The following is a 14,424-nucleotide window of genomic DNA, read 5'->3' as shown; positions in this document are numbered from 1 at the left end:
TGTGATCTGCATTGTTTTTTGTGAGCAGAATGAAAATAAATAACAGAATGTTTGGGGTCAATAATGAGAATTCTGAATAAGCTAAGCCTGTTAGGTTTAATAATGTTATTGAGTCAATTTAGTTTTGCAGAGAGTAACGAAAATATAACCGAAAGAGATAAAATATGCCTCTATGAGCATCCAGAATATCAGGGAGAAGAATGGTGTTATGGTGTGGAGAATATCAGTTGGATAGGTGATCATCGTAATGATCAGGTTTCCTCAATTAAGCTTTATGGCCGTGCTTTTGTGACTGTTTTTGGACATGGGAGCTTTAAAGGAAAACAGACTAAAATACTGGCCAATACTTATAAAATGGGCGCTCTCGACGATAGTATTAGCTCTTTTAAAGTGGGTACAAGGAAGTCTAATAATTTCGCTTGCTTGTTTGAAAATAATGGATTTAGAGGTACGCCATATTGCCTAGAAGAGAATCAAGAGCAAAATGATTTAGACAATACTGCCATTGGTAGAAACAGTGCCGAGTCCTTGTTAATTTCAGGAAAAGTGACGACCGAACTTTACGAGTATCCCTATTTAGATAAAGGCAGACAATGGTCTGAGCAAACCCGCTCAAGTTCTAACATAGGCAAGCGTCCTGGTGGTTGGATTTCTGAAAATATTGATTCATTTAAAGTGCTACCGAGGTACAGCAGTAATCTTGAAAGTGCGATCAATTTAAACCAAATTCTTGCCTCTAAATTACCATTACCACAAATACACGTATTATCATCACATAACTCATTTAATAGTACGGCTTACTTTTCAGGCCAATTAATACCCGGACCGAATCATAGACGTTCTATAATTGAGCAATTACAACTCGGTGTGCGCTTTTTTGAGTTAGATGTTCGTTCAGCAGGGAGCTATACCAAAGTTTGCCATTCGGTTGATTGTCATTTTTTTACTACCTCACTCCGCCGGATACTTGGTGAAGTCGAAAGTTGGTTAAAAGGCGCCGATGACAGTGATGTTGTGTTCTTCTTTTTACAAGATGACTTTGGTGGTGATTTATCAGGATATCTGGGACTTGAAAAAGACGTCAGTTGGTTGGGTGATATGGTTTATCAAATTGATGGCTGTCAGGCTGTTCCAAACACATTGAGCTTCGAAAAAATACGCAAAGCGGGTAAGCGAATATTCTTCTACAAAAGTGCTGGCAGTATTGGTTGTCAATTTTCCCCAAGTGTGATGATAGGACAACGTTTTGAAAATAATATTGGCGTGGCTAGCATTGATATTAATGCGAACCATTTTGATAAGAAACGATTTTTACGATCACAAGAATGTATTAATTACTTTTGTAATGATCATGTGACAACCGAGCAAGCCAGAATAGGCATTGAAAATGGAGTTAATGCACTTGGTTTAGACATGTTAGAAGAATATGACTTAGATAATGAGCAAGGTCGTTTAAATAAACAGCTATGGGCATTTGGACCAGAAACCAGCCATGATGCGTATTCTTCTGGTCGAATTGCATCGTTTACGGGTAGTGGTAATCGTTTTATGAAAGTAGATTGGAATGCGCAAAGAGCATTTGCCTGCCGTTTATCTGACGGCCGTTGGAAGGTGTCTTCTCAAGGCGGGAACATCTGGGAAGGAAGCACTATTTGCCAGAAAGAATACCCAAATTCAACTTTTGATGTGCCGCAGAGCCCAGTAGAAGCGAAAATGCTGCGCAGTAAGCTCGGGCAAGGCGACATCATTCATGTGAATTTGGGGTTTAAAAGTGGAAATCAATGGTTGCTGGGGAAATTTGGCAAGATTGCCCAACGGTAGCTAAATTGATCAAGTAAGTATTTTGTGACGGTATTATCCTAAATAAATCAGTTGGGAGCGTTCATATAAGCAGAAAAAATTACAGAACGCGCGATACAGAAAATGTCATAGATCTGGACAAAATCTGTCTAGGTTTCATTTTTTTTGTAAGGGAACTGGTCAAAATAGCTGCTAGCACTTCCTGTATCAAAGTCATTATGATGAGGATAAGTATGGGCACTAGGATCAACTTGGCACTGGGATAATTCACTTTTCCAATCAACATGTTCACTATTATTTTTTACAAAAAAGCAACAGCATAAAACCTTACAAATATGGGAAAAAATGCTTTCTCTTTTAATATAGTAGCCGACTTGATTCAAATTAATTTGAGAGACATTAGTTGAGTGGCTTGTATGATTAGAGCAACCGCTAGCCTGTTCTGAAACAGAGGGAGATTTGACTATAGACATTAGATTAGTCACCACCATAATAGTTAATACTCATTTATTTTAGAATGATCACGCTTATTTCATCTTGTGTAAAGTTATAACCCTAAGCTGTAATGGACAAAATGTATAGTACGCCCCTAAGTTAATTGAATTTTTAGAAAAATAAGTGGATAAAATAGCCTCTGTTAGCGGCATTCACCCCATCATTGCTCATATTTCCACTTAATGTGGTCTCAAAATTTCGGATGTAATCGAGCCGAAGTCATTATGTATTGAGCCGCTAAACATAGCCAGTGATATAGCGGATATGTATAAAAACTTTTTAGGTTAGATAAGGGGAAAAAGCTAAGGGATCTAGCGATTTAGAAAGTACCAATCTTTGTCATACCAGCGAAAGCTGGTATCCAGTGACTTTTTATAGGAAAAAGCAAAGGCACTAGACTCCAGCCTGCGCTGGAGTGACAAGAACTCATCGGTATACTTTCTTCCGCAACTTTCCTAAGTTGGATTAGAATATTAAAGTTGAAACTAAAGCTTTAACCTAAATAAATCGGTTGAACGCACAATTTAACTTTAATCTATTGAAGTTAAGTACAAAATTAAACAACCCGAATTCACTCATCAGGTGAGTGCTGAACATTCATATACTTGCCAAAATCACCGTTAGCTGTGTTATAAATTTTGCAAGTAGAAACGAAGTAACGATAGTTTTGTATGTCGGTAACCACTACTTGCTGCTATTCATGCCTTGCTATCAGTAATTTTATCTGCGTATATGAACACTCCCAACCGATTTATTTAGATTTAAAGTTAAATTAATAATTGAACACCGATTCCATGCAAACCACTTAATTGAGGATGATGTTTAATACTTTCTGCACTTAATTGCTCATCTGAAAGAATACTCTTAACTAGCTCAAATAACTCTTCAGACATCCAATCTGGTTTTTGAAAGCTATCTAATTGATCTATTTCTAAATCATATTGTAAAAGTTTTCTTAAAACACTTAGGTTATTTTTTTCACCAGGGATGAGCCTTGTCACTTTTTCGAGAGCTGATATTTTGATTCGACCTTGTTTAGGAAAATACAATAAGTCAGTTGCATTTCCACCGTTTTTTATACCTAATTCATCCATCTGCATTAAGATTTCAGAAATTTGGTAAATGGTGGATTTTAAAGACTCTTCATCAAATTGAACTTTATCTCTAGTAAATGCATGTGCAGCCAGTTCTTGTATCAGTATATCAGTATATAATTCTTCCATCCTAATATGTTGATGGGTTTGAACGGCTAACTGGTGACCAAGCAATTTTGAATAAGATTTTTCTTGTGCTATTCCTGATCTTTGTTTATGGATTTCTTCATCTGACCCTGATGTCATGATCAAACTGAACGCAAAATTCTCTCCTGAACACTTCTCTCTAGCTTTGAATATAGTTGCGAATAAAATTGAACCGAATAAACCTGCGCTTATGTATGTTTCGATTTCATATTTATTTAAAATAGCTTCTGCGTAAGTTGCTTTAACATGGTCATTGATATCAGCGAGATATTGATCTGCATCTTCAATGGTGAACATCGCCTCGCCAATAACTTTCAATGAATTATTTACTGATTCATAGTCTGTGATTATTTTTGACCAATCACTATTAGGAGTCACTGTAACTGAGGTTATCATCATATGCTTAATTGATAATTAATTATTGTGAATAAATAAGGGTCTGTAAATACTAGCAAAAATCTATATCTTATCTATTTTATGAGGCATTAAATTTAGTCAATGTTCATACCCTTAAAAAATTTTGCATAACAACACTGAATTGAGATGCTCGTTTTAACAAGATGAATAAATATAAAAGTCTAATGACTTAATTGGTATAACTCTTGAAACATAATGAGGCATTTTGGGGTTCACCAGCGCTCATTGTGGGCTTATTGATGAATGAAAATAAGTTTTAAAAAACAAAGTGTTGCAGGTACCATGGAAAGTGTGAGGGGTAGACATCCATTTGTTGCATTTCGTCTAGAAAGGCAAGCTGTTTATCTAAAAAGTGTTTAAACCGCTATTCTAATTTTGGCTTAGCCAATTCATTAGTAATGGTTTCCTTATCTTGCATTAGTGTCTCCAAATGACTTCTGATTGTTTTACTATAACTTTCCTCTTTTTTTGTTTCTTTTGTGTTTTCCATATCTGGAGTTGATGCATTTAATGCCTCTGCTGAATAAGTGAAATATTCAGTAGCAATTGCATTGAAAGCTAATGACAATTTATAGTCACCGAAATGAAAACTATCATTTTGTAATTGGCTATAATCCGCGCCAATGTTAAAAAAAGCATTGATTAATTCTTTATCAGTCAGGAGACCATGATTAACCATTAACCAATTCTTGGTTGAATACGCTCTAATTTGGAGATCAGGTATTTTATTATATTTATTAAAGGTATCAATTTTTTTTTGTGCCTCATCCATTGTTGGGTTTTCAAAGTTATGTGTTAAACGCATTGATTGGTTTACGGGAATAGCCATAAAAATACAAACCTTTTGTTGATAGTTAATACATATTTTAACAACTAAATATTAAAGAATGATTGCCTATAAATTAATGATTATTTATCTATACCCAACAAAAAATAATTTTGATTTGAATTTTATAATCTCATTTTGAGGACAGTTTGATTTAGTTTTCTTTACTGAAAATTGAAACTATTTTAATTTACACTAAGTGATTAAAGTTATTACGAAACTTAAAAGTCGTGATACGGCGTGTCACACAGTTTAAAAGGAGATTTACCAGCAAATTCTCCTTTGGAAGCGCCTGTGCCGCCCTGACAAAGTTGAAAACTCCGCCGCTCATCGCTGAGAATAACTGTCGCTTTCAAGTCGCAAACTAGGCTCCAACGAAAGCTAACTCAACGAGCTGAGTTCAAATCATTATCAGTATTCACGTAGGCAAATTCGAAGGGGAATTTGGTTAACCTTTTTAGTGTGTTGAGTATTTCAGGCTCGAAACTGTTTGATGGTGTAATGAGAGGAAATCAAAAAATCTATCTCGGATTTGGATATTTCCGAGTTTGACTGTTAGCACCGTTGACACAATCAATGGATAAAAACAGTTTATTCTTCTCATAGCACCTAGACAGTATTAAGCTTAAGAGTGCCTTATAACTTAACCACATTAACCAGTCTTAAATGAACTAGTTTAAAGTTCATATTTCAATACTATGTTGTTGTTAGCGTGTTTGAAATATCTGGTAATGAGATCCGTTACAATATGATTTTACTCGGAAAACAATTCCCCATCACAAATAGTAGAGATTACTTATTCTCACTCATATAGCAAAGCAATAAATTGATTTTATAAAATAATCATGAAACTAATTGGAATGATATGAATATAACAAACGAATTTACAGAGCATTCTAATATTAAAAATATCACAATCGTGGGTTGTGGAAATGGTGGGCAAGCTATTGCTGCCCACCTAACGTACTTAGGGTATAAAGTTACCCTTTATGCGCCTCAAAACCATGCGAGTACATTAAATTATTTAATGCAAAATTCTGAAGTCCAGTGTTGTGGTGAACTTAATTTCAAAGTAAAAATTCATCATGTTACAAGTGACATGAAAGACGCCCTTAATAACGCTAAATATATTTTTTTGTGTATACCAGGTTTTGCTCATGATGAAATCTTTAACAGTATGTATAACCATCTAAATAATGGACAAGTGGTTTGTACATTTAACGCTCATTTTTCAGCTTTGTTTTTTTATAATCAATTACTAAAACAATCTAATAAACTACAAGTAACTTTTGTTGATTTTAATAGCTTACCGTACGCTTGTAGAGCTGAATCACCAGGGAAAATATCGATAATTGCAATTAAAAAAATGCTATCTGTTGCGATGTTACCAAGACAGATAATGACTGAAGTTTTAATTGAATTAAGGACAATTCTTCCTCTTGAGCTGATTGTTCATCAAAGCGTAATTAAATTAGGACTAACCATCCCAGATGGTATAACTCATCCGATAAATACTCTCTTAAATGCTGGACGTATAGGTAATGGGAACCTCCCTTTTTATTTTTATAAAGATGGAATCTCTGAAAAAACAGCTACTTTGATCACTGAGATGGATAAAGAGCGACAACATATTGGTAAATTATGCGGATTTGAAATATGCAGCTATGTAGAAATGTTAAATCAATTTTATGGGACTTCATTTAATTCCATTTATGACTTTTTTACTCAGTCAGCTGTTCACAATGAGCAATATCTGTGCCCTAACAACATGAATGATAGGTATATAGAGCAAGATGTACCTTATATCTTGGTACCTTGGTTTACTTTGGGTCTTCGGTTAGGTTACGAAGCCAAAGTAATGTCATCAATTATTAATTTATCGTCGTTGATCAACCAAAAGGATTACTTACAACTTGGGCGTAGCCTAAAACATGTACCACTTTTAGAAGAGATTTATAATGAAAATAAATAACTATGAAAATATTGGAATATGCACAACTATCCTTTCTTTTGAAATTTAATATGTTACGTAAAGTTATTGAAATTCACATAATGTTGAATAGATATTTTAGTTAAAAACGGGTCAGGAGTACAAACTCATTTGTGGACATAAACATCACAGAATTTATAAGCCTTACCTTAAACAGCACAAGTCATGCCCGAATGTTTTAGTCGGGCATCCAGTGTCTTTCTTTGGCTGTTAAACATATTAATTAACGGCACAAAAATTTCTTAGATTTTTCAAAACCACTGGATTCCTGCCTTCGCAGGGGAATGACGAAAAATTACAGAATGCGCCATACAGAAAATGTCATAGAATAGAACTGGACAATTTCAAGTTAATCACAGTGTTTCATAATGTATTTATTTGGCTCTTATTCTTATGTTGATGATGAAAAAATTACGCTATAACTCTAATGGAAGGTCGACAGGTAGGGTAGTAAATATTTCATGTTTCAATAAATCAGCTGCGACACTTTTCCCACCCTCTAAAGTTGAAAGTAAATCGTTGCTTGCATCGCTGAGTTTAAAACTTCGAGAGAAAGGCTTTAGAGCGCTATAAACGACTTTAAGGGCTTCTTTATTAAGCCTGTGGTTTTTTACTGCTCGCTCTAGACCACTTAACTTTACCCTACCAGCATCATTTACATACAAAAAATCAAACAAACCAAGGGTATCATGATACAAACCAAGTCTATCTAAGGTTTCAACTCCTTCTAATAACTGCCGAGCCAATATCCGAAATGTACGTTCAGTTTTTATTTTTTTAAAAGGGGTATCCCTGTAAGACATGTCCCCATCTGCAAATTCAATAACCAAAACACCTGTTGGACCTAAGTCGTGATGCTCTAGAGACTGTATTATTGCTTTCTCGCCTTTAGTTAAATGAAAGTTATTTATATCTTGCTTAAATCTACGTTGCCATTTTTCTTTTTCGACGACTTTTAGAGCCCAGTGACTAAGTTCTTTTTTATCAGTTGCTCTATATATGTATGCATACCAACCTCGATCGATATAATGAAAATCAGTATATCTTTCTCTCAACCCTGATTTTTCAAGTGCTTTTTTATCACATTCGTATTCAGTTCCACCAATCGTCCATGTAAATTTTGTAGCCTTTTGCAGTGACTGATATGTAGGAGAAGCTTCTGATGTAATAAGGGGCTGCATGAAATAGTGAGTAGTTTTTAATAAAGTAAACAAGCATATTAAAATATGAAAATTTATTTGATAAGTTAAAGATTTTTAATTAGAAGCTTAAAGTTCTTAATAAAATGTAAGGTGAGCTTGTGCTCTAAGTAACTTTGGGACAATTCCGTGTCTACCAGCATAAAATCAAAGACAACACAGTATGCTCTTTATTGGCCAGGATCAAACATAATCTTGGTGAAAAGTATTACCTCAACACAATGGCCCTAACTCGTTTGCATTTATTTGAAAAATAAGCGAGATTACATTTGATGTTAAAATAATTATTGGTCAAAGGAAGTGAGGTGTATTTGACTCTATATGGAAAAAATGGAGCAAGGATGAACAAAAATGATTTCGTAACTAAGTTGGTTTTCCTCCCTATGTTATTAGGAACCACGGGTCAAACAGTTTTAGCCGCCGACAACAACAACTCACAAGCTACGGACGAGAAAGTCGAAAAAATTTCGGTTATTGGTTCACGTAGTGCCAAACAACGCTCAGTCGCAGATTCAACCGTTCCGATTGATCTTATTTCTGAAGAAGACATCAATGCTATCGGCAACACGGCTGATATTACCGATAATCTAAAAGCACTTGTGCCCAGTTATATTGCCACGCCCGCTACAGGAGATGGTAGCGCATTTGTCAGACCAACATCCCTTAGAGGTACAGCGCCCGATCAAACTTTAGTTTTGATCGATGGTAAACGTCGCCATCGCTCGGCACTGGTTCAATTTTTTGCTCCCGCAGCAGGTAATGGGGCTCACGGGGCTGATGTGGCCATGATCCCTAGTATCGCCTTGAAGCGGATTGAAGTATTACGAGATGGTGCATCATCTCAATATGGTTCTGATGCGATTGCTGGTGTCATAAACTTTGTCACAAAAGATGCATCAGAAGGCGGTACGGTTAACTTACAGTATGGTCAGTTCTATGAGGGCGAATCGAGCATCAAGTTTGGGTTCAATAAAGGTCTAGAATTAGGTGAAAATGGTTTTGCCAACTTCAGCCTTGAATATGTCGATAATGAAGCCTTATCAAGAGGATTAATTCGACCTGATGCTCAAAGCTATATCGATTCTGGTGTTCAAGGGGTAGGGGCGGACTCTCCTTTTGGTGATGCACCTTTCACTCAAACATGGGGCAGACCCGAGACAGATGCATTACGTCTGTTTTTGAATGCAGGTGTTGAACTAGATGGCAATATGAGTTTGTACAGTCGTGTTAATTATGCTGATACCTCTGGGCGCTATCGATTTTTTTACCGTAATCAAAATCATTCTACTTTAACAGCTCTAAAAGCGTTAGGGTTTACTGGTAAGCAAACTGAAGTGGGTTTCACACCTTATTTAGATGGTGATCAAAAAGATTTCAGTATTATCTTTGGGTTAGAAGGTGAATTTGCCAATGATACTACTTACGATTTCAGTATCAGTCATGGCTCGAATGAGCTTGATTACTTTTTAAGTAACACCGTTAACCCTGACTTGGGGTTAGATAGTAATTTACAGATCCCTCAGATGGACTTTAATGTTGGTGGCTATAAGCAGCAAGAACTCAACATTAATGCTGATTTTTCGACGACAGTAGGAGAAGATCTTAATGTCGCCTATGGTGCTGAGTGGCGTAAAGAGACTTACACCTCTATTGCAGGAGAGCCAAACTCATACTTAGGTGCGGGTTCGAGTGGTTTTAAAGGTATTAATCCAAACGATGCTGGTGATGTTTCGAGAGATAACTACGCTGTTTATATTGATGTCGAACATGATGTGACTGATGCGTTATTAATGCAGTATGCCCTGCGTTATGAAGACTTCTCTGATTTTGGTGGCACGACTAACTATAAAGTTGCTGCCAATTATAGTGTTACGGATGATTTTTCGTTACGTGGTGCAGTATCGACGGGTTTTCATGCACCGACACCGGGTCAATCAAGTGTTAGTTCTATTATTACAACCTTCGATGGCACAACTGGTTTGCAAGTTGAAGAAGGTTTGATCCCTGCGACCCATCCTCTTGCGATTCAATACGGTGGTCAAAAAATCAAAGAGGAAGAATCGACCAATATCAGCTTAGGTTTTGTCACTAATGTTGGGGAAGCAACTTCAATTACTCTAGATGCATACAAAATTTCAGTTGATGATAGAATTTATCGAACCGGTAATATTGCAACGAGTGATAGTACATCGATTTCTTTTTATACGAACGCGTTGGATGTTGAGCATCAAGGTATTGATTTAGTGGTTACCTCTGAGTTTGACTCCATTGATACGAACATCGCTTTATCCTATAGCTACAATACAATTGATGTCGTTGGACAGCGAAGTGTAAGTGGTCAAAAGCCTGTATCAGACGCCACCGTTGAAGATATAGAAAATAATTTTCCAAACTCGCGCTTTGTATTAACGTCACATACTGTTTTTAGTGATGACTTGTCATTGATGTTAAGAGCTAACTATTATGGCTCTCACTATGATGAACGAGGACGCATTGGAGCGGCTGAAAACCCAACAGCTGAAATTGGCGCAACGATCTATTTTGATGCAGAACTTTCCTATCAGTTTAGCGAAGAGGTTCAGGTTAAATTCGGTGTGACCAATTTGTTTGACTCGTATGTTGATGAGATTGATGCACCTTATGCGAACCGTCGTAGTGTTGGCTTGCAGTACCCAAGAAGAAGTGCGGCAAATTATGAAGGTGGAAGTTGGTATTTAGGAGTGTCTTACGATTTCTAATACTACTGACAGTGATTAAGCTTTGAAAAAAGCCTCTTAAAAAAAGAGGCTTTTTTGTTGAATGCTAATGGCGAACATCTGAATCAAAAGGCACGTCAACACTGGCATAAAGTTGTCTTACATCGTTGATAATAATATCGTGACCATTTTCACTAATAAGCTGGTTGGCGGTCATTTTTTTAATTAATCGTGAAAAGGTTTCTGGCTGAATGGATAATCTTGAGGCGAGCACTCGTTTGGGTATGTCTAATGCCACCCTTCCTTGATTTTCATCGGTATTCTTCATGTGGCGCATGAGAAATAACAATAAACGAGATTGAGCGTTTTGCAGTGACAATACTTCGACTTCATTAATGTGTTTACGTAACCTAACACTCATATCTGACATCACTGCCATACAAGCTTCTGAATTGTGTTTAAGCATGTTTCGATAACAATCGCATTCAAAACTTATTAATAAACATTCCGAAACGGCCTGCGCCGAAACTGGATATACCGACTGTTTGTTAAACATCAATGCTTCAGCGAAAGTATGTCCTTCACGGACGACTTCAATGACTTTATCTTGACCTTGTGGATTACTTCGATATAGCTGAAGATTTCCGTTAAGTAAGAGGTAAAAGCGTTTGGCTGGGTCGCCTTGAAAAAACAAATTTTCGTGTGAACTTAATTGAATCCGTGCAGCGCTTTTCATTAGTTGAGCCAATTCAGTATCAGCAAGGTTTGAAAACAAATGGTGCTGGTGGACAAGCTGTTTTATGTGATTATCTCTTATCATAGGGTTGAATATTAGTATGATTATTAGCTTGATAACTTACTTGAATCCGCCGAGAAAAAACACCTGAGTAGATCAACATATATTGAGATTTAATGAAATACCTCGCTTTGGCTAATTCTCGTTAGGAGTAGCATGTTTTTATGATGGCGTAAAAACTTAAATGTAATTTTAAATCAATAGCTTAAATGGTTAGATGTGAACCTTATCTTAGGTGATACCAATAACTGTAATTAATCTCTCACTCAGCAAGAGCTAAAGGGGTTCAGTGCAAGGCACAAGCTCGATGTACTATATTCCCTACAGCGCCGCCATACAAAGCTGGCGTTCAACGCACTTCGTGCTTTTGTCGGGGTAATTCAAGTGCTTGTAACGCAGTAATGGAACCCTTTAGCCTTGCCTTTTGGGAGCTTGTATGTGCTCACTTTGGTTTATAAAGAATACTTCTCAAAATTGTCTTGACGTAGCAATGTAATAACGACAGCTTTGTATGTCGGTAACAACTATGTCTTCATCAATTTCGAATGCACTTTGAGCACATACATAGCTCTGAGTTGAGCATTTAATTAGTGTAATTGGTAGAAAACAAATACTAAAAATATCTCCTTCTTCTATATCGCATTGGGTATAATCCTTAGATTATGATAAACCGCTCATTTGCAGTAAGAGAATTCCATGAACAACAATGATATTTTGCGCCGTTTACGTTTTGTATTTGATTATGACGATGCAGCCATGATTAGAATCTTTGCCAACGCAAATGCGACGATCACGCTTCACGAATTGCACCATTGGTTCAGAAAAGAAGAGGATGATCTTTTTGTTTCACTCGTCGACAAAGTGTTTTGTCAGTTTTTAGATGGATTGATTATCGAGAAGCGTGGATTACGCGAAGGTGCTGAAGTGCCAAAGCCAAGCAGTATGAATAATAACGCGATTTTTAAAAAACTGCGTATTGCACTTGAAATGAAAGAGCAAGATATTATTGATGTACTCGCTTTGGCTGATTTGAATGTATCTAGTTCAGAGTTGGGAGCATTGTTCCGCAATCCATCCCATAAAAATTTTAAAGCTTGTGGCGATCAAATGCTTCGTAATTTCATTAAAGGGCTATCTTTAAAATATCGCGGTATGTAGTTTTTCATTTAATGCAACTTAAGTATTAGCAATCAAAAAACAAAAAGGTCTGCTATGGACGACAATAAACGCCATTTGTATCTCCCACACGCTGGTCCAGCTATTCTAGAAGCCCCTTTGATCAATAAAGGAACGGCTTTTACAGAAGAAGAACGTATCTTCTTTAATTTAGAAGGCTTAGTGCCTTATGCTATCGAAACCATTGAGGAGCAAGTATCTCGAGCTTACGAGCAATATAAACGGTTTGATAATGATCTGAACAAACACATTTATTTGCGTAATATTCAAGATACCAACGAAACATTGTTTTATCGATTGGTGCAAAACCACATTACTGAAATGATGCCTATTATTTACACGCCAACGGTGGGTCTAGCGTGTGAGCGTTTTTCGAAAAACTATCGTCGTAACCGCGGGCTATTTATTTCCTACCCAAGTAAAGAGCGTATACGCGACATTTTAAATAACTCTACTCGTCGAAAAGTAAAAGTTATTGTTGTGACAGATGGTGAGCGTATTCTTGGTCTTGGCGATCAGGGCATTGGTGGTATGGGGATCCCGATTGGTAAGTTATCTCTATACACCAGCTGTGGAGGTATTAGCCCCGCACATACTTTACCAATCACCCTTGATGTTGGTACAGATAATCCACATTTGCTTGAAGATCCAATGTATATGGGCTGGAGACATCCACGTATTGGAGGTGATGAATACGCGGACTTTGTTCAAGCCTTTATGGAAGCCGTTGCTGAGCGCTGGCCTGATGCATTAATTCAATTTGAAGATTTTGCGCAGAAAAATGCGATGCCGCTTCTTGAGCGTTATAAAGACAAATATTGCTGTTTTAATGATGACATTCAAGGTACTGCAGCCGTAACGGTTGGCTCATTACTTGCCGCTTGTACAGCCGCTGGGACTAAATTAAGTGAACAGCGTATTACTTTCCTCGGTGCAGGCAGTGCGGGCTGTGGTATTGCTGAAGCGATCGTTGCTCAAATGGTCTCAGAAGGTATAAGCGATGCAGAAGCTCGCGGCAGAGTATTCATGGTTGATCGCTGGGGTTTGGTGCTTGATAACATGCCAACGCTTTTACCATTTCAGCAAAAACTTGCACAAAAAGCTTCACTTGCTTCAAGCTGGGAAGGCGTGGGTGAAAATATTTCGTTATTAGATGTAGTAACGAATGCGAAGCCTACAGTATTAATTGGTGTGTCAGGGGCGCCGGGGTTGTTCACTGAGAAAGTCATTAAGACGATGCACGCTAATTGTGAACGTCCTATTGTATTCCCTTTGTCTAACCCAACAAGCCGTGTTGAAGCGACACCGAAAGATGTATTGCATTGGACGAATGGACAAGCATTAGTTGCTACAGGTAGCCCATTTAAACCTGTTGTTATTGACGATAAAGTCTATGAAATTGCTCAGTGCAATAACAGTTATATCTTCCCGGGTATTGGATTAGGAGTGATAGCCGCTAAGGCGAAGCGTGTTTCAGATGGTATGCTCATGGCGTCAAGTCGCGCCCTAGCTGAGTGCTCACCGTTAGCCATAAATGGCAAAGGACAATTGTTACCATCACTTGAAGACATTCACGAAGTGAGTAAGAAAATTGCTTTTGCAGTGGGTAAAGTGGCGATTGAAGAAGGATTAGCATTAGAAGTTAAGGATGAAATTCTATTAAATTCGATAGAAAAGAACTTCTGGAAACCAGAGTACCGCCGTTATAAACGTACTTCTTTCTAGTCTCTCTTTTTAGATCAAAACATTAAATCGGGTTCAGTGGTAATATTGAGCCCGATTTTTAAT

10 protein-coding genes are annotated in these 14,424 nt (G+C 37.1%); 5 read left to right on the top strand and 5 right to left on the bottom strand.

What is annotated here, in order from left to right:
* Positions 1-102: 102 nt before the first annotated feature.
* Positions 103-1,821, top strand: coding sequence for a peptidase inhibitor family I36 protein (locus E2I05_RS17505; RefSeq protein WP_133309773.1), 1,719 nt, complete (start codon positions 103-105; stop codon positions 1,819-1,821).
* Positions 1,822-1,949: 128 nt separating this feature from the next.
* Here E2I05_RS17505 and E2I05_RS17500 read toward each other — a convergent pair whose 3' ends face one another.
* From E2I05_RS17500 to E2I05_RS17490, 3 genes are all read right to left on the bottom strand, one after another.
* A complete protein-coding gene (locus E2I05_RS17500; protein ID WP_121852472.1) occupies positions 1,950-2,273 on the bottom strand; it encodes a hypothetical protein in 324 nt (107 codons plus the stop codon).
* A 789-nt stretch (positions 2,274-3,062) separates the two neighbouring features.
* Positions 3,063-3,935: a hypothetical protein gene (locus E2I05_RS17495; RefSeq protein ID WP_133309772.1), complete on the bottom strand. Its 873-nt coding sequence runs from the start codon at positions 3,933-3,935 to the stop codon at positions 3,063-3,065.
* A gap of 382 nt (positions 3,936-4,317) precedes the next feature.
* Entirely contained in the window at positions 4,318-4,782 is a 465-nt protein-coding gene (locus E2I05_RS17490; RefSeq protein ID WP_121852474.1) for a hypothetical protein, read from the bottom strand.
* 862 nt (positions 4,783-5,644) lie between these two features.
* Between E2I05_RS17490 and E2I05_RS17485 the strand changes: the two genes are divergently transcribed.
* Positions 5,645-6,751 carry an NAD/NADP-dependent octopine/nopaline dehydrogenase family protein gene (locus E2I05_RS17485; RefSeq protein WP_121852475.1) on the top strand — a complete coding sequence of 369 codons (1,107 nt, stop codon included), beginning with the start codon at positions 5,645-5,647 and terminating at the stop codon, positions 6,749-6,751.
* Between the two features lie 434 nt (positions 6,752-7,185).
* On the opposite strand, the gene E2I05_RS17480 is transcribed toward E2I05_RS17485, so the two are convergent.
* Positions 7,186-7,983 carry a protein kinase family protein gene (locus E2I05_RS17480; RefSeq protein ID WP_133309771.1) on the bottom strand — a complete coding sequence of 266 codons (798 nt, stop codon included), beginning with the start codon at positions 7,981-7,983 and terminating at the stop codon, positions 7,186-7,188.
* A 326-nt stretch (positions 7,984-8,309) separates the two neighbouring features.
* Between E2I05_RS17480 and E2I05_RS17475 the strand changes: the two genes are divergently transcribed.
* Positions 8,310-10,706: a TonB-dependent receptor plug domain-containing protein gene (locus E2I05_RS17475; RefSeq protein WP_121852477.1), complete on the top strand. Its 2,397-nt coding sequence runs from the start codon at positions 8,310-8,312 to the stop codon at positions 10,704-10,706.
* A gap of 64 nt (positions 10,707-10,770) precedes the next feature.
* Here the strand turns inward: E2I05_RS17475 and E2I05_RS17470 are convergent, their stop codons facing one another.
* On the bottom strand, positions 10,771-11,400 hold the full coding sequence (locus E2I05_RS17470; RefSeq protein WP_243641039.1) for a Crp/Fnr family transcriptional regulator: 630 nt from the start codon (positions 11,398-11,400) through the stop codon (positions 10,771-10,773).
* Positions 11,401-12,156: 756 nt separating this feature from the next.
* Here E2I05_RS17470 and E2I05_RS17465 point away from each other — a divergent pair.
* Positions 12,157-12,618 carry a YehS family protein gene (locus E2I05_RS17465; protein WP_121852479.1) on the top strand — a complete coding sequence of 154 codons (462 nt, stop codon included), beginning with the start codon at positions 12,157-12,159 and terminating at the stop codon, positions 12,616-12,618.
* A gap of 54 nt (positions 12,619-12,672) precedes the next feature.
* Positions 12,673-14,361 carry an NAD-dependent malic enzyme gene (locus E2I05_RS17460; protein WP_121852480.1) on the top strand — a complete coding sequence of 563 codons (1,689 nt, stop codon included), beginning with the start codon at positions 12,673-12,675 and terminating at the stop codon, positions 14,359-14,361.
* Positions 14,362-14,424: the final 63 nt, after the last annotated feature.

Origin of the sequence: Parashewanella spongiae (genome assembly GCF_004358345.1) — a bacterium.
GTDB lineage: Bacteria > Pseudomonadota > Gammaproteobacteria > Enterobacterales > Shewanellaceae > Parashewanella > Parashewanella spongiae.
This window is presented reverse-complemented; position numbering and strand designations above follow the sequence as displayed.